We start from the raw sequence: 18,323 nt of genomic DNA, 5'->3' as shown, positions 1-18,323 counted from the left end.
ACTAGTTCCAATTACTAATAATCCCTATCAGGGATTGAAACGCCTCTGTTATTTTCTATGAAAGTGCAACAGTTTTAGAGGATGTTTGTGCAGAAAAACAAGAATATTGCTCCCTCTCCTTACTAACTACCGTGTACACACAAGTGATCGAATCGCCCCCTAACCCCCAATTCTGGGGGAACAAGAATTTTCAAAGTCCCCCAAACTTGGGGGATTTAGGGGGCTAAACAGGCTCAAACGCAGACAGGCAAGATTTGTGTGTACACCGTAGCTCCTTAGTAAGGAGAGGGTTGGGGTGAGGTTAAAAATCACTGCTCAATAATTGGGACGATAGGCTGCTCACCAATTGGGAGAATAGGCTGAATTTCTACAGGCTCAGGATTGAGAAAAGACTGCCAACTCTGAATTTGCTGTTGCGCCCTACTGTAAACAGAACTACTGCGTGGAATCAACTTAGCAGTCTCAATAGCTCGCAGAATATTAACATCACCCTGAGAACGGGCAATATCGAATAACTGCTGACTCCATTGGTTAATAGCAATATTTACATCCATACGCAACGTGCTACTTCTGGGAACCCGATCCGCTATTCCTATGGCTTGAGACAAAGCTTCTGCTGTACCAGGAACCGCCACCTCCCTGGCTCTATTCCAGTTTTCTCTAGCGCGGATTTGCCCTTGCCAATCCTCAATAGCCTTACTTGCTGCACCAGAAAGCGATCGCCTCGATGATGCAATTGGTTGTACCGTATTAATAGCAGCACTCAAATCACCATTCCGCGCCAGCATTCTTGCCTGATCTAAATATGGCTGATCTTGTATTCGCTGAACAGTAGCCGTCCAGGAGCTAATTTTGTTCTGTGCTTCAGAATACAATGCCCGACCCCGACGGATTTGTCCAGCTTCCGATATTGCTGCTTGCAAAGAATTAATATCATTTAGCCATGCCAATTGTTGGGCGCGTTCCAAAATGGGTCTATCTTCAATAGTCTCCACCTGATTACGCCAACGGTTGATTTCTTTCCTCGCTTCTGAAGCGCGGGGATTATTAGCAGAAATCATCTGAACTTCACTAATAGCTGCTGTTAAATATTCGATAGTGCCTTGGCTAGCAAGAGTCCGGGCTTTTTCTAAACGCGCCACATCTTCAATTTCCATTTGCCAACGAGCAATCAATTGCTGTGCTTCACCATAATTTGATCGCGAAGCATCAACTTGTTGCGCCTGAAAAATAGCTGTTTCTAAACCAGATACCGTACCAATCCATGCACTCCTTTGGGCATCAGTCAAAGCGATAAAATCTGACACTTCTGTCTGTAATCGGGTATTATCTGGGATTTGTCTAGCAATATCTAAGGCTGTATTCGCATCCCGCTTATCCAGACTTGCCTGTGCCAATTCCAGCATTTTTCGGCCAATTTCCGGAATCAATTCCTGTGCTTTTGCATACAGGTAGCTTTCCGTCCTAATCGACTCAGAGAGTTTAATCGCTTCTAGTAAATTATTTACTACTTTGCTATTTGCTAAACTTTCAGCGTTTGCTAACTTATCACCATCTTCCCTGGCGGAAGTAATCAAATTATTTAATTGATCATACTTAACAGTAGACCAGTATTGATTATCTACACGCAGTAATCTAGCCGATAGCATAAACGCTGATTGCCAGCGCCGTTCTTTGAGTTCCCCTTCGGCATTCTGATATATACCTTCTGCCTGAGACCAAATTAACTCCCATTTAGTAATTTGTTCATCGACTAATTCATCAGGCGACAGGTCTTGAGGTATCTTACGCGCAGTTGCGATCGCTTCCTCTAAATTCCCGGCTTGAAAACTCTGGTCTGCTAGCCGCAAAATATCCTGCGACCATTCTTTCAAATAACGGTCAATTTCTCCCCGCAACGGGTGATCATCTGATATGTGACTGACTATGGCGATCGCTTGCAGTAAATCCTTGACATTCTGCTTAGAAGCTGCTATCTGAGCGCAATGTAACTTCACCGAAGCACTCACAAAAGGTCGAGAAATCGCAGGGCAGCTGGGAGCGCTTGGTAGCTTCAGCAGCATTGCCATCGCTAGAAAGCCCACACCGCCCGGAATAAGTGTTAACATTAACCCCCACAAAATCCAGCTTCTCAACCAGCGTGGGTATTTGCCAGAATTTTGACCGGGTAAACTAGTTTCTGCTGACTGATTATTTAAAGGTAATTCGGAACTGTCTTGCTTTTCTCGCTGCACTGACTTAGAGGTAGAACCAGTAGCCCGGACACCAAATGCTTGAGTTTCACCGAATTGTGGCGTTCGGGATAATCTTTTCATATCATCTGGCTCTCCGCCTCTGGATGGGGGCCAACTTTCTGGAATATCCCGCTCTGTCATCTCTCACACCAAAATAGTTGAATAGCGATCTGTTCTAGGCTGATAATTCCGATGCTGCCATAGTAACTTTCTCATCATATAAAAGCTACTTGATTAAATATCTTCTGACCACAGATAACATGAATCTTACCAGCCTTTAGTAGGATTTTATACTTTAACCAGAAACTGAAGATTCCCTTTGCAAATCAACAATGAGTTCAGCCAAGTGATTACTACTTGCCTGATAAACTTCACCGCAAAACTCACAAATTGCCTCAGCACCATTATCTTTAATAATCATGTCTTGCAATTCCTCTTCTCCCAGGATTTTCAATGCCCCTAGCACACGGTCAAAAGAGCAACCACAGTGGAAGCGCAACATTTGACGTTCGGGGAATATTGACAGACCCATGTCTCCTAGTAAGTCATTAAAAATTTCTGGCAACGTCTTAGCAGCTTGTAACAACGGTGTAAATCCAGATAAACTAGACACCCGTGATTCCAATGTTTCCACTAGCGCTTCATCTCTGGCCGCCTTCGGCAAAACTTGCACTAGCAACCCTCCAGCCGCCGTTACACCACTTGCTCCGACAAATACACCTAAAACCAAAGCTGAAGGTGTTTGTTCCGAACTAACCAAATAATGAGCCACATCGTCCCCTATTTCCCCCGATACTAGTTCCACCGTACTAGAGTAAGGGTAGCCATAACCGATATCTCGCACTACGTAGAGGTAACCATCACCCACGGCACGACCAACATCGAGCTTACCTTTAGCATTAGGAGGCAATTCCACAGATGGGTTGGCGACATAGCCGCGGACTGTTCCATCCAAGCCAGCATCTACCAAAATTCCACCCAGAGGACCATCGCCCTTGACCCGGACATTCACCCTAGAACCAGGCCGCTTCATACTAGAAGCCATTAATAAACCCGCCGCCATACTCCGCCCCAATGCCGCAGTTGCCACATAAGACAGTTTGTGACGTTGCCGTGCTTCTTCTGTTAAACGAGTGGTAATCACACCTACGGCACGAATTCCGCCGTCGGCAGCTGTGGCACGAATTAATTGATCAGCCATGAAAAACCTTACATTTCTTAACAAGTCTACATTCTCTATTCTAAATTCTCATCTAGTAGAAAAACGAGGCTGTGATAGGTGATTGTATTTGCAATACTAGAACTACAACGCACCAAAAGTTAGACCAGACCTTTAAACAATTATTAAAAAATGCTGGGTAATTTTCAACAAAGTCAACTACGGATAGAAATCGCCGCCTCCGCAACGACCATTCGGAACAGTTTGCAAAACCCGGAAAATCTAGCCAAATGGCTTGTAGGGCAAAGTTTCGCCCCAGGAATGCCAGACGAACTGCACACTGGACTTCAGTTTACAACCCGGACTGGGCCAATTTCAATTCATCATCAAGTAGAAGTGGCACAACCCAATTGTCTCCGGTTGCTACTGAGTGGAGGGATTGATGGCTTTCATGAATGGTACTGGGGAGAAGGTTGGGTGCAGTCCCGCTTGGAAGGAGTTTCAATTCTACCCCTAAATTTAGGACAAACTCTAAACTTGTTGAGTTTGCGTCATTTTTTGGCGAATCCTCAATAGTAGAGACGCGATTCATCACTCAAAACGGGCTAACAGCACTAATTAAGTGGGTTTTACCACCAACACCGAACAATTAGCCTCTTCCACTACTTGAGTACTCACAGAACCCAAGACAATTCGATTCATGCCAATTAATCCACGACTGCCAATGATAATTAGATCAGCTTTGTAAATATTAGCCAGACGAATAATTTCGACCGCAGGATCGCCAGTGACAAATTCTAATTCACTGTTAAATGATAAGTTTTCTTTATAATTTAACAGTTGTTTTTCTATATGGAAATCAGAAAACTTTGGAGATTCTGGATGAGGGCGATCTGCGGGTAGTTGCATCTCTGACTCTGGCGTGGGAAACACATGACAGAGAATCACTTTGGCATCACTGGCGAACACCAAATCATTTAAAGTTTGTATGACTCGTTCTGCAATTTCCGATCCGTCAAGAGCTACCAAAACATTTTTTAGCACCGCTCATCTCCTAAAAGGTAGACCCCTTTAATATCTTACTTGATACAAGTTGTTGGCAGTGACAGCCTTGGTGACAGCATCTAAATCAGTGGCTGCTTGATTGAGGATACTGCCGTCCCATTTTGTAATTCGCAGCTACTGAGTAGTTTTGACCCATAGTTTAGGCAAAAAATCAACATTCCAAATCACTCTTCCTGCTGAATTCTGCGTCTGACAGAATCTTTATGAGACGGTAAGCCCTCGGCTGTTGCTAGCGCGTCAATTGCTCCAGCCACCTTTTGCAGTGCAGTTTGGGAATATTGAATAATACTGGAATGTTTGAGAAAGGTTTCCACTCCTAAAGGTGAAGCATAACGAGCCGCACCGGAAGTCGGCAAGGTGTGGTTAGGCCCTGCCAAATAGTCACCTACAGCTTCTGGTGTAGAATAGCCCATGAATATAGCGCCGGCGTGACGAATTTGGGGAAGTAATGCCCAAGGATCTTTAACTTCTAACTCTAAATGTTCGGGGGCAAATTCATTGGAAAATTCTGCCGCTGCGGACAAAGACTCCACAACCACAATTAAGCCATAATGAGCGATCGCTTTCTCTGTGTCTATCCGTCGGGGATGATCCACTAACTGTCTTTCCACAGCTACTTGCACGTTTTTGGCTAAAGCAGTATCCGTAGTCAGCAAAATCGCCGCCGCCATTGGATCATGTTCAGCTTGCGCCAACAAGTCCGCCGCCACATTCACCGGATTCGCTGTTTCATCGGCAATAATTAATACTTCACTCGGACCTGCCAAGGAATCAATGCCCACAGTACCGTAAACCAGTTTTTTGGCTAAAGTCACATAAATATTACCAGGGCCAGTAATCACGTTTACTTGGGGAATCGTTTCTGTACCGTAGGCCAAAGCTGCGATCGCTTGCGCCCCCCCAACACGATAAATTTCTTGTATCCCGGCTTCTTGTGCAGCTACCAAAACCGCTGGGTTAATCGCTTTTCTAGCACCAGGAGGTGTTACCATCACCACACGAGGCACACCAGCCACCTTAGCCGGAATAGCATTCATGAGTACAGTACTGGGATAGGTAGCACGACCACCAGGCACATATAACCCTGCACGGTCTACAGGAGTATAGCGTTTACCCACCACCACATCATCATCGCCAAAATGTACCCAACTTTTCGGCACACGCTGTCGATGAAATGCTTCAATTTGTCGCCCAGCCAACTGAATCGCCTGGAGTAGTTCCGGCGACACCTGTTGGTAGGCTGCATCCATTTCCGAGCCGGTAACACGCAACTCCTCTGATTTGAGAGTTTGGTTATCGAATTCAGCTGTATAATGCAAAACAGCTTTGTCGCCTTGGCGCTTGACTGCTTGCAATACTTCGCGCACAGTTGCTTCTTTGTGAAGCACGTGTTCATCGTGAGTACGATTGCAGATACGTTGTAGTTCTGATACAACGTCTGCCTGCTGAGTAATGATTCGCAGCATGGAGTAAGGAGAATGCCAAAATTTAGAATATTCCCGCCAGAGAATCAGTCTTAACTCTTGACCAATGAATTTGTCGAGCTAATTCCAATTCTCCTCTTTAGCTTAACCTGGAATTTTTTGATACTCCCAAGGCGGCCAGCACATGGTTTGCTTGAGAAGGCGACTATCATTGCTCAGTCCGATTTACCTAGTTGGCTCACCCTAGCGGTCAGCTCTTCGGTATCCGGCAGGGAGAAGGTGTGCCAATACCCACTACCCTTACAACCTAGCCTGCACTCCCTATGAGGTTCCTGGTGACATATTTGCACATCCAGTTGCCTGGAACAAGGAGATGGAATAGGGTCTGAGTATATTTTTTACTTATTTTTCTAGTTTAGTAACTAACATTTCATCGAAGTATCTTATTTTAACGCATTTTCTCAATCGATTACACACAAACAGCAAAGTTGTCAAGGATACTTTAATTAGTCATTAGTCATTGGTCATTAGTCATTAGTCATTGGTCATTGGGAAATAACTATCTTCCCCCCTGCACCCTGCACCCTGCACCCCTGCCTCTTATCTTCCCCCCTGCACCCTGCACCCTGCACCCCTGCCTCTTATCTTCCCCCTCTCCCCAAAAAGAAACTTTTTTGATAAATTCTGACATTGGCAGTATGAATGCTATATTAGTAAGTCTGGTAGTGTGTGTACATATTAATAGTATTTTTGGAATTGACTGTGGCGAATACAAAATCAGCTCTCAAACGCGCCCAAATCGGAGAACGCAATCGTTTGCGTAACAAAGCTTACAAGTCAGCAGTAAGAACGCTGATGAAAAAATACTTTAGTGCAGTAGATGTCTATGCAGCTAATCCTAACTCAGAATTAGAAAAAGAAGTACAGGTGCGGCTGTCTGAAGCTGTCAGCAAAATTGACAAAGCTGTAAAACGGGGTGTTCTCCACCCAAATAATGGCGCTCGGAAAAAATCGAGGTTGGCTCGCAAACTCAAGCCACTGGCTCCAGCATCTGCTCAGTAGTTCAATGGTTCAGTAATCAGGAAATATATATGTATATGACTGATTACTGCTCACGAAATCATGAGACTTCGGCTCCGCTCACTTCGGCTTCGCTCAGTGCTAGCAACTGATTCATGACCGATAACTACAATGCAGCTGATTGACACTCACGTCCATATTAACTTTGATACATTTCAGCCGGATTTAGCAGCAGTGCGATCGCGATGGCAAGAAGCCGGTGTAGTACGCCTCGTACACTCCTGCGTCGAACCTTCAGAATTTTCTAGTATTCAAGCTCTAGCGCACCAGTTTCCAGAACTCAGCTTTGCCGTTGGTTTACATCCTTTGGATATTGAGAAATGGCACAGCGAAACAGCCGCCGAAATCAAATCTTTGGCTAGTTCCGAAGCGAAAGTGGTAGCGATTGGGGAAATGGGTATGGATCTTTACAAAGCAGATAACTATGCAGATCAACGCATGGTCTTTGAAGCTCAACTAGCGATCGCCTGTGAACTCAATTTACCAGTGATTATCCATTGTCGTGATGCAGCCCCCCAAGTTAGGGAAATACTGCAAAAATGGCAGGAGAACACCGGACAAACCCCTAGAGGTGTCATGCATTGTTGGGGTGGAACACCAGAAGAAACCCAATGGTTTCTGGACTTAGGTTTCTACATTAGTTTTAGCGGCACAGTTACATTCAAAAACGCTAAAGCTATCCAAGCCTCAGCCGCAATGGTGAGATGCGATCGCCTTTTAGTGGAAACAGACTGCCCTTTTCTGTCTCCAGTACCCAAACGGGGTGAAAAACGCAATGAGCCAGCCTATGTTCGTTATGTAGCCGAACAGGTAGCTCATTTACGTGGAGAGACATTAGAGGCGATCGCCGCTCAAACCACCCAGAATGCTTGTGAGTTATTTGGATTAGCACTATAAACTCTGCTCATCTATGTCGCAGGTAGTGCTGAAAAAATTAAACTCCAGGAGGACAAAATTATGCTAAGATTAATCCCTCCAAAACAATTTGAATACGCCATAATAAAAAAGGAAGGAATTGAAAACTTTTAAGCTTGATTTTGCACTATTATCAACTTGATCATCCACCTCATCTCTACAAGCGGATGTTCTGAATTTATGACTGGTGTCAGGATTCGACAGTCACCGAGACTTTGGCAAAAAAGCACCTGTGCTGTACTTAACCTATAGAAAATTGTTAAACGTAAATTACCTTGTGAGCAAAACCCACCAAAATCAAGTTCAAAGTTACAAATCAGAGCCGACAAAATACGCGGCTCTTTCACTGTGTCTGAGGAGACTACCGTAAGTATAGACGGTGCATTAATGACACATAAAGTCTAGAAGTGTCTAGGCAAATTCATGAAGCTCATGGAGGTGAAGTGACGAAAGCACCACAAATTCATCAATATTTCAGGCAACTACTGTGGAAAAATCGACTTATTATCTCGATTTTAGCGCACCTTGAGAGAAAACAAGGGCGATTACCCCCTTGCCAAAATCTCTCTTTCCAGGTTCAATAGCGGCGTTTGCCTACATCTAGAAATAGCAGATGGCATCAACAGAAGTTCCCAAATAGTTATGGACACAAGGCACTGGCTCAGGGAACAAGCCAAAAAAAAAGAGATTTTTGCAGTGTCCTCAAAAAAAAGTTTAACTCCTTTGACGAAGGTAAAGGCATGACTACAGATACATATAATATGGAATCCGCCTTTTTGTTGCCCGACTTGATTGAAATCCAGCGTTCCAGTTTTCGCTGGTTTTTAGAAGAAGGGCTGATAGAAGAACTCAACTCCTTTAGTCCAATTACAGACTATACAGGCAAATTAGAACTGCACTTTTTAGGACATAACTACAAACTCAAAGAGCCAAAATACAGCGTAGAGGAATCTAAACGGCGAGATAGTACCTATGCTGTACAAATGTATGTTCCTACCCGCCTGTTGAACAAAGAAACAGGGGATATCAAAGAACAAGAAGTATTTATTGGGGATCTGCCTTTAATGACAGACCGAGGCACGTTTATTATTAACGGAGCCGAGCGGGTAATTGTCAACCAGATAGTGCGATCGCCTGGAGTTTACTACAAATCAGAAATCGACAAAAACGGACGGCGGACTTATTCAGCTAGCTTAATCCCTAACCGGGGGGCTTGGCTGAAATTTGAAACAGACCGTAACGATTTGGTGTGGGTACGCATCGACAAAACCCGTAAACTATCAGCGCAGGTACTATTAAAAGCCCTCGGCTTATCAGATAACGAAATCTTTGATGCCCTGCGCCACCCAGAATATTTCCAAAAAACCATCGAAAAAGAAGGGCAGTTTTCTGAAGAAGAAGCCCTGATGGAGTTGTACCGGAAATTACGTCCCGGTGAACCACCCACAGTCTTAGGTGGACAACAGCTATTAGACTCCCGCTTCTTCGACCCCAAACGTTATGACCTCGGTCGCGTTGGTCGTTATAAACTCAACAAAAAATTACGGCTGTCTGTTCCCGACACCATGCGCGTGCTAACAGCTGGGGACATATTGGCAGCAGTAGATTACCTGATTAACCTGGAATACGACATCGGTAATATCGACGATATTGACCACTTAGGTAATCGTCGGGTGAGAAGCGTCGGCGAACTCCTACAAAACCAAGTGCGAGTCGGCTTAAACCGTCTAGAACGGATCATTCGCGAACGAATGACCGTATCAGATGCCGAAGTTTTAACTCCAGCCTCCTTAGTTAACCCCAAACCATTGGTAGCAGCAATCAAAGAATTCTTTGGTTCTAGCCAATTAAGTCAGTTCATGGATCAAACCAATCCCTTAGCAGAACTGACCCACAAACGCCGTCTCAGCGCCCTTGGCCCTGGTGGTTTAACTCGTGAACGTGCCGGATTTGCCGTGCGAGATATTCACCCCTCTCACTACGGTAGAATTTGCCCCATTGAGACCCCAGAAGGCCCCAACGCCGGATTGATTGGTTCCTTAGCCACCCATGCGCGAGTCAACCTCTACGGATTTCTAGAAACCCCCTTTAGACCAGTAGAAAATGGTCGAGTGCGGTTTGACTTACCCCCTGTCTACATGACAGCCGACGAAGAAGACGATTTGCGGACTGCCACCGGTGACATTCCCGTAGATGAAAATGGCTACATTAAAGGGCCACAAGTACCAGTCCGTTATCGCCAAGACTGGGCAACCACAACTCCAGAACAAGTAGACTACGTAGCAGTATCCCCAGTCCAAATCGTGTCTGTAGCGACCAGCATGATTCCCTTTTTGGAACATGACGACGCTAACCGAGCGCTGATGGGTTCCAATATGCAACGGCAAGCAGTACCCCTGCTGAAGCCGGAGCGTCCCTTGGTCGGTACTGGTTTAGAAGCCCAAGGCGCGAGAGACTCCGGAATGGTGGTTGTCTCCCGTACCGATGGCGATGTCACCTATGTGGATGCCACAGAAATTCGTGTCCGTCCCAAAGGCGGTAACTCAGAAATTAGGTATCGGCTTTCTAAATACCAGAGATCCAACCAAGATACTTGTTTAAATCAAAAACCCCTGGTTCGGATTGGTGAGCGCGTAGTTGCTGGTCAAGTGTTGGCTGATGGTTCAGCTACCGAAGGTGGTGAATTAGCCTTGGGTCAAAATATTGTCCTCGCCTATATGCCTTGGGAAGGGTATAACTACGAAGACGCAATTTTGATTTCCGAAAGATTGGTACAGGATGATGTCTACACCTCAATTCACATTGAAAAATATGAAATTGAAGCCAGACAAACCAAACTCGGCCCAGAAGAAATCACCAGAGAAATTCCCAACGTCGGGGAAGATGCTCTGCGTCAGTTAGATGAACAGGGAATCATCCGCATCGGTGCTTGGGTAGAAGCTGGAGATATTCTGGTAGGAAAAGTCACACCTAAAGGTGAATCTGACCAACCACCAGAAGAAAAACTCTTGCGCGCCATCTTTGGTGAAAAAGCGCGGGATGTGCGGGATAACTCTCTGCGAGTTCCCAACGGTGAAAAAGGACGCGTCGTTGACGTGCGTTTATTTACCCGTGAACAAGGCGATGAATTACCACCGGGAGCCAATATGGTCGTCCGGGTGTATGTCGCTCAGAAGCGCAAAATCCAAGTGGGCGACAAAATGGCAGGTCGCCACGGTAATAAAGGGATTATTTCTCGGATATTACCAGTAGAAGATATGCCTTATTTAGCAGATGGTTCCACAGTGGACATCGTGCTAAACCCCTTGGGTGTACCTAGTCGGATGAACGTCGGACAGGTATTTGAGTGTATGTTGGGTTGGGCTGCTCATACTTTGGGAGTCCGGTTTAAAATTACTCCCTTTGACGAAATGTATGGGGAAGAGACATCCCGCAGTATCGTACATGGCAAATTGCAAGAAGCACGGGACGAAACAGGTAAAGACTGGGTATACAACCCAGATAACCCTGGCAAAATCATGGTGTTTGATGGTCGTACAGGCGAACCCTTTGACCGACCGATAACCGTAGGCGTAGCTTATATTCTCAAGCTGGTGCATTTGGTGGACGACAAGATCCACGCTCGTTCCACAGGGCCATACTCGCTGGTAACTCAGCAACCCTTGGGTGGTAAAGCACAACAAGGTGGTCAGCGCTTTGGGGAAATGGAAGTGTGGGCTTTGGAAGCCTTTGGTGCAGCTTACACCTTGCAAGAATTGCTGACAGTCAAATCAGACGATATGCAAGGACGGAATGAAGCGTTAAATGCGATCGTTAAAGGCAAGTCAATTCCTCGGCCAGGAACACCAGAGTCCTTTAAGGTGCTAATGCGAGAACTGCAATCATTAGGATTAGACATTGCCGTACACAAGGTAGAAACCCAAACCGATGGTAGTTCCTTAGATGTGGAAGTCGATTTAATGGCAGATCAATCAGCCCGACGTACACCTCCTCGACCAACCTACGAATCTCTCTCCCGCGAATCCCTAGAAGAGGAAGAGTAGGGAAGAAGAAGCAGGGGAGCAGGGAGCAGGGAGCAGGGGGGAAGACTTTGCGTTTTTAGCACAATCTTTCTACCTGATTCCCAGTTCCCAATCCCTATTGTTAATTACGTTCGCGCAGCATTTCCGCAGGAAATATTACGAATTAAGAATTACGTATTAATTATGAGACCAGCCCAAACTAATCAGTTTGACTACGTTAAAATCGGCTTGGCATCACCGGAACGCATCAGGCAGTGGGGTGAGCGCACATTACCTAATGGTCAACTAGTTGGTGAAGTCACCAAGCCGGAGACAATTAATTACCGCACCCTGAAACCAGAGATGGACGGCTTATTTTGCGAGCGCATCTTTGGCCCAGCTAAGGATTGGGAATGCCATTGTGGTAAGTATAAGAGAGTCCGTCACCGTGGCATTGTCTGCGAGCGCTGTGGTGTAGAAGTCACCGAGTCCCGCGTGCGTCGTCACCGCATGGGATACATTAAACTCGCCGCCCCAGTCGCCCACGTTTGGTATCTCAAAGGTATTCCGAGCTACATTTCCATTCTGCTGGATATGCCCCTGCGGGATGTAGAGCAGATAGTCTATTTCAACTCTTATGTTGTCCTGAGTCCCGGTAATGCGGAAACACTAAGTTATAAACAGCTACTCAGTGAAGACCAATGGTTGGAAATTGAAGACCAAATATATAGTGAAGATTCTCTGTTGCAGGGAGTAGAAGTAGGCATTGGCGCAGAAGCGTTACTGCGTTTGCTGGCTGATATTAATTTAGAGGAAGAAGCCGAAAGCCTCAGAGAGGAAATTGGCAACGCCAAGGGACAGAAGCGAGCCAAATTAATTAAACGGCTCCGGGTAATTGACAACTTCATCGCCACCGGTTCCAAACCAGAGTGGATGGTGATGGCTGTGATTCCAGTCATTCCCCCCGACCTGCGCCCAATGGTACAGCTGGATGGTGGACGGTTTGCCACCAGTGATTTGAATGATTTGTATCGCCGGGTAATTAACCGGAATAATCGTTTGGCGCGTCTGCAAGAGATTTTAGCACCAGAAATTATTGTGCGGAACGAAAAGCGGATGCTGCAAGAAGCAGTGGATGCTTTGATTGACAATGGTCGTCGGGGACGCACGGTTGTGGGGGCAAATAACCGCCCGCTGAAATCTTTGTCTGACATTATTGAGGGGAAACAAGGACGTTTCCGCCAAAACTTGTTGGGTAAACGGGTGGACTACTCTGGACGTTCGGTAATTGTGGTGGGACCGAAACTGAAAATTCACCAGTGCGGTTTGCCCAGAGAAATGGCCATTGAGTTATTTCAGCCCTTTGTGATTAATCGCTTGATTCGCAGCGGCATGGTGAATAACATCAAAGCTGCCAAAAAGTTGATTTCTCGCAATGACCCCAGCGTCTGGGATGTGCTGGAAGAGGTGATTGAAGGACACCCTGTGATGCTGAACCGTGCGCCAACTCTGCACCGCTTGGGTATTCAGGCTTTTGAACCTGTTTTGGTGGAAGGACGAGCGATTCAATTACACCCGTTGGTATGTCCAGCTTTTAACGCTGACTTCGACGGTGACCAAATGGCAGTACACGTACCGCTGTCTCTGGAGAGTCAGGCGGAAGCGCGATTGTTGATGCTGGCTTCTAACAATATTTTGTCACCAGCTACAGGTAGACCGATTATTACACCCAGCCAAGACATGGTATTGGGAGCATATTACTTAACAGCAGAAAATCCTGGTGCTACCAAGGGTGTAGGTAAATACTATGCTTCTCTGGATGACGTAATTATGGCTTTCCAGCAAGACCAAGTGGATTTACACGCTTACATCTACGTGCGGTTTGACGGTGAAGTTGAATCAGACCAACCAGATAAGGAGCCGCTGTCAGTCACAGAAAACAGTGATGGGACTCGGACTTTGCTATATAAAACCCGCCGCATCCGAGAAGATGCCCAAGGAAATTTAATTTCTCAGTATGTCCATACTACGCCTGGTCGCGTTATTTACAACAAAGCCATTCAAGAAGCACTAGTAGTTTAATTCGTAATTTCTAATTCGTAGTTCGTAGTTAAAGAATTACGAATTACGAATTACGAATTACGAATTACGAATTACGAATTATTAAGGATTAATCATTAATGACTAAGGAAAACGCAGTTTTTCGCAATCGCGTGGTTGACAAGGGTCAACTGAGAAAGTTAATTTCCTGGGCGTTTACCCATTATGGGACGGCGCGCACGGCGGTGATGGCGGATAAGTTGAAGGAACTGGGATTTCGCTATGCTACCAAAGCTGGGGTTTCGATCAGTGTCGATGACTTGATGATTCCGCCGACGAAGCGATCGCTCTTAGAAGCAGCAGAGGAAGAAATTCTCGCCACGGAAACTCGTTACCAACGTGGTGAAATCACTGAGGTGGAACGTTTCCAAAAGGTAATTGATACTTGGAACGGTACGAGTGAAGCCCTGAAGGATGAGGTGGTGGTTCACTTTAAGAAGACTGACCCCCTGAACTCGGTGTATATGATGGCGTTCTCTGGGGCGCGGGGTAATATCTCCCAAGTGCGGCAGTTGGTGGGGATGCGGGGGCTAATGGCTGACCCCCAAGGGGAAATTATTGACTTACCGATTAAAACCAATTTCCGCGAAGGTCTGACTGTGACGGAATATATTATTTCGTCTTACGGTGCGCGCAAAGGATTGGTAGATACGGCTCTACGGACTGCTGACTCTGGTTATCTCACCCGGCGGCTGGTGGACGTATCCCAGGATGTAATTATTCGGGAATTTGACTGCGGCACTACCAGAGGGATTCCGGTGCGGGCGATGACCGAAGGGGGCAAAATCTTGATTCCCCTGGCGCAACGTTTGCTAGGAAGGGTCGTGGCTGAGGATGTAGTCCATCCCACTACTAAGGAAGTGATTGCCGCCCGGAATACGCCAATTTCTGATGACTTGGCGATCGAAATTCAGCGCTGCGGTGTGACTCAAGTGGTGACGCGATCGCCTCTGACTTGTGAAGCGGCGCGTTCGGTGTGTCAACACTGCTACGGCTGGAGTTTAGCCCATGCCAAAATGGTGGATTTGGGCGAAGCTGTGGGGATTATTGCGGCTCAAAGTATCGGTGAACCGGGTACACAGTTGACCATGCGGACATTCCACACAGGGGGTGTGTTTACTGGGGAAGTGGCGCAGCAAGTCCGTTCCAAGACCGAAGGTACAATCCGTCTCCCCCGGAAATTACGCACCAGAACCTATCGCACCCGCCACGGGGAAGATGCGCTCTATGTGGAAGCTAATGGCATCATCAATTTGGAACCGAAAAAAGACGGTTCTGGGGAGAAGGAGCATCAAGAAATTCATGTGACTCAAGGTTCTACTCTATATGTCCATGAAGGACAGCAGGTGAAAATCGGTCAGTTGCTGGCAGAAGTGGCTCTGGGTGGGCGGACAACTCGGACGAATACAGAAAAAGCTGTCAAGGATGTGGCTTCTAACTTGGCGGGAGAAGTGCAGTTTGCCGATGTTGTGCCGGAACAAAAAACCGACCGTCAGGGGAATACTACAACCACAGCCGCACGGGGTGGTTTGATTTGGGTGCTATCTGGGGAAGTTTATAACTTGCCTCCTGGGGCGGAATTGATTGTCAAAAATGGCGACCAAGTTGCCGAAAATGGCGTGTTGGCAGAAACCAAGTTAACCACGGTGCATGGTGGTGTGGTGCGGTTACCAGAAGCGATCGCAGGTAAGAGTACCAGAGAAATTGAAATTATCACGGCTTCTGTGGTCTTAGACCAAGCCACGGTGACTGTGGAAAGTTCCCAAGGTCGCAACCACTATTTAATCACCACTGGTAATAACCAAGTGTTTAACCTCCGGGCGACTCCAGGGACGAAGGTGCAGAATGGTCAAGTGGTGGCTGAGTTGATTGACGAGCGCTACCGCACCAATACTGGGGGATTCCTGAAATTCGGCGGCGTGGAAGTCCAGAAGAAGGGCAAAGCCAAGCTGGGTTATGAAGTAGTCCAGGGTGGGACTTTGCTGTGGATTCCCGAAGAAACCCACGAAGTGAATAAGGATATCTCTTTGTTGTTGGTGGAAGACGGGCAGTTTGTGGAAGCCGGCACCGAAGTTGTCAAGGATATCTTCTGTCAAAACAGTGGTGTGATTGAAGTTACCCAGAAAAATGACATCCTCCGGGAAGTGGTGGTCAAGCCTGGGGAACTGCTGATGGTGGATGATCCAGAGGCAGTGATGGGACGGGATAACACCTTTGTCCAACCTGGTGAAGAGTTCCTGGGAACTGTGGTCACAGAGTTACGCTACATCCAATATATTGAATCTCCCGAAGGCCCGGCATTGTTGAGCCGTCCTGTGGTGGAATTTGCTGTACCCAATAACCCAGATGTGCCATCAACTACATCTATCAGTCAACAAACTGGACGTTCAATTCAATTGCGGGCAGTACAGCGTCTGCCTTACAAGGATTCGGAACGGGTGAAGTCTGTGGAAGGTGTGGAACTGCTGCGGACTCAGCTAGTATTGGAAATTGAGCAAGATGGCGAACAAGACCATACGGCTTCTCCTCTAGCAGCAGATATTGAATTGGTAGAAGATACGGAAAATGCCGAAGTTCAACGCTTGCAACTGGTGATTTTGGAATCATTGGTAATTCGCCGAGATATTACCGCCGATGCCACCCAAGGCAGTACCCAGACAACTTTGCAAGTGGAGGATGGAGACAGCATCGCCCCTGGGGCTGTGGTTGCTAGTACCCAAATTTTGGGTAAGGAAGGGGGGATCGTCCGGGGTGTGCGAACAGGGACGGAAGCGGTGCGTCGTTGTTTGGTGTTGCGCGATAGCGACAAAATGACCATGACTACTAGCGCTCAACCCCAGGTGAAGAAGGGTGATTTGTTGGTGGAAGGGGCAGAAATTGCTCCGGGAGTCTTCGCTGAGGATTCTGGGCAAGTATTAGAAGTCATTAATAATACTGCTACGGCTCCCCACTCCCCACTCCCTACTCCCGACTCCCCACTCTCCGCTCAACAATATACCATTCATATCCGCGTTGGTCGTCCCTACCGAGTCAGTCCTGGGGCTGTCTTACAGATTGAAGATGGGGATTTGGTACAACGGGGCGACAATTTGGTGTTGTTGGTGTTTGAACGGGCGAAAACCGGAGACATTATCCAAGGTTTGCCCCGGATTGAGGAGTTGCTGGAGGCGCGTAAACCCAAGGAAGCTTGTATTTTAGCCAAGCGCTCTGGTGAGCTGAAGGTGGTTTATGCTGATGGTGGTGATGAAGCGATCGCTGCTAAGGTGATTGAACCCAATGGTGTGGTGACTGATTATCCTCTCGGACCTGGGCAGAATTTGATGATGCCAGATGGCTCGATGATTTCCGCCGGGGAACCCTTGAGCGATGGACCCTCGAATCCCCATGAAATTTTGGAGGTATTCTTTAGCCTGGGGTCTGAGGATGGGGTTTATGCTTGTGCCAGCCATGCTTTGCAAAAGGTGCAGACATTCTTGGTGAATGAAGTGCAGATGGTGTATCAGTCCCAGGGAATTGAGATTTCTGACAAGCACATTGAGGTGATTGTGCGGCAGATGACCAATAAAGTCCGGATTGATGATGGTGGAGACACTACCATGTTGCCTGGGGAGTTGGTGGAACTGCGCCAAGTGGAGCAGGTGAATGAGGCGATGGCCATTACTGGCGGGGCGAGGGCGCAATACACCCCTGTGCTGTTGGGGATTACCAAAGCGTCGTTGAACACTGACAGCTTCATTTCGGCGGCATCGTTCCAAGAGACGACACGGGTACTCACCGAAGCAGCGATTGAAGGTAAATCTGACTGGCTGCGGGGGTTGAAGGAAAACGTGATTATCGGGCGATTGATTCCGGCTGGTACTGGGTACAATACCTATGAAGAACCGGGTGCGATCGATGAATACGCGGCGCTGGAAAGCAATGCCGTATTGGATGAAGTTGATGATCCATTGGATATGGTGCTGGATGACCGCACGGCGCGTACCTACAACTTGGATTCTCCTGGACTGGCGGAAACTGGATTTGGCGCTTCGGCTTCGCTCGATGCTCACAAACGCCGCACGGAAAGACCCATTTTGGATGAGGATGATGAGTTGATTGCTGATGAAGTGAGCGATCTCGTTGAAGAAGATGAGGATGAGGATGATTACGAGGAAGTAGATGAGGATGAGGATGATTACGATAGCTAGTAGCGTGGCGTAGCCATAGATTAAAGCTAAAAGCTAAAACTTCATAGATTAAAGGCAAAAGAAGTGATTCTTTTGCCTTTTTACTTTTAGCTTGTTTAGTGAGCGATAGAGTGGTGTAGTCATAAATCTGGCAGATTTCTCTGCGAGACACTACGCGA

The 18,323-nt window shown here is 46.9% G+C and carries 10 protein-coding genes and 1 CRISPR repeat array (1 of these 11 running past the window's edge); of the genes, 6 read left to right on the top strand and 4 right to left on the bottom strand.

Annotation, left to right across the window (positions count from 1 at the left end; genetic code table 11):
• A CRISPR array of direct repeats spans positions 1–41; the repeat unit is 37 nt; unit sequence GTTCCAATTACTAATAATCCCTATCAGGGATTGAAAC (it extends 641 nt beyond the left edge of the window).
• Between the two features lie 267 nt (positions 42–308).
• A complete protein-coding gene (locus AACX33_RS21375) occupies positions 309–2,375 on the bottom strand; it encodes a chromosome segregation ATPase (protein ID WP_193997328.1) in 2,067 nt (688 codons plus the stop codon).
• Positions 2,376–2,529: 154 nt separating this feature from the next.
• Positions 2,530–3,435: an Hsp33 family molecular chaperone HslO gene (gene hslO / locus AACX33_RS21370; RefSeq protein ID WP_193997329.1), complete on the bottom strand. Its 906-nt coding sequence runs from the start codon at positions 3,433–3,435 to the stop codon at positions 2,530–2,532.
• 150 nt (positions 3,436–3,585) lie between these two features.
• Here hslO and AACX33_RS21365 point away from each other — a divergent pair, with 150 nt between their 5' ends.
• Entirely contained in the window at positions 3,586–3,969 is a 384-nt protein-coding gene (locus AACX33_RS21365; RefSeq protein ID WP_193997330.1) for a hypothetical protein, read from the top strand.
• A gap of 42 nt (positions 3,970–4,011) precedes the next feature.
• On the opposite strand, the gene AACX33_RS21360 is transcribed toward AACX33_RS21365, so the two are convergent.
• Together AACX33_RS21360 and hisD are read right to left on the bottom strand one after the other, a co-directional pair.
• Positions 4,012–4,437 carry a universal stress protein gene (locus tag AACX33_RS21360; protein ID WP_193997331.1) on the bottom strand — a complete coding sequence of 142 codons (426 nt, stop codon included), beginning with the start codon at positions 4,435–4,437 and terminating at the stop codon, positions 4,012–4,014.
• Between the two features lie 185 nt (positions 4,438–4,622).
• A complete protein-coding gene (gene hisD, locus AACX33_RS21355; protein ID WP_193997332.1) occupies positions 4,623–5,924 on the bottom strand; it encodes a histidinol dehydrogenase in 1,302 nt (433 codons plus the stop codon).
• 720 nt (positions 5,925–6,644) lie between these two features.
• Here hisD and rpsT point away from each other — a divergent pair.
• From rpsT to AACX33_RS21330, 5 genes are all read left to right on the top strand, one after another.
• Positions 6,645–6,944 (top strand): 30S ribosomal protein S20, encoded by a 300-nt coding sequence (rpsT, locus tag AACX33_RS21350; RefSeq protein ID WP_193997333.1) that lies wholly within the window; start codon positions 6,645–6,647, stop codon positions 6,942–6,944.
• A 129-nt stretch (positions 6,945–7,073) separates the two neighbouring features.
• The gene (locus AACX33_RS21345; RefSeq protein ID WP_193997334.1) at positions 7,074–7,859 is read left to right on the top strand and encodes a TatD family hydrolase; all 786 of its coding nucleotides are present in this window, start codon (positions 7,074–7,076) and stop codon (positions 7,857–7,859) included.
• Between the two features lie 758 nt (positions 7,860–8,617).
• Positions 8,618–11,920, top strand: a complete 3,303-nt coding sequence (rpoB, locus tag AACX33_RS21340; protein WP_193997335.1) for a DNA-directed RNA polymerase subunit beta — start codon at positions 8,618–8,620, stop codon at positions 11,918–11,920.
• A 162-nt stretch (positions 11,921–12,082) separates the two neighbouring features.
• Entirely contained in the window at positions 12,083–13,960 is a 1,878-nt protein-coding gene (locus tag AACX33_RS21335) for a DNA-directed RNA polymerase subunit gamma (protein WP_193997336.1), read from the top strand.
• Positions 13,961–14,058: 98 nt separating this feature from the next.
• Positions 14,059–18,165 (top strand): DNA-directed RNA polymerase subunit beta'', encoded by a 4,107-nt coding sequence (locus AACX33_RS21330; protein WP_193997337.1) that lies wholly within the window; start codon positions 14,059–14,061, stop codon positions 18,163–18,165.
• Positions 18,166–18,323 lie beyond the last annotated feature (158 nt).

It is taken from the genome of Nodularia sp. LEGE 04288 (assembly GCF_963896525.1).
Taxonomy (GTDB): domain Bacteria; phylum Cyanobacteriota; class Cyanobacteriia; order Cyanobacteriales; family Nostocaceae; genus Nodularia.
Note: the sequence above shows the minus strand (reverse complement) of the source record. Positions and strands in the feature narration are given on the sequence as shown.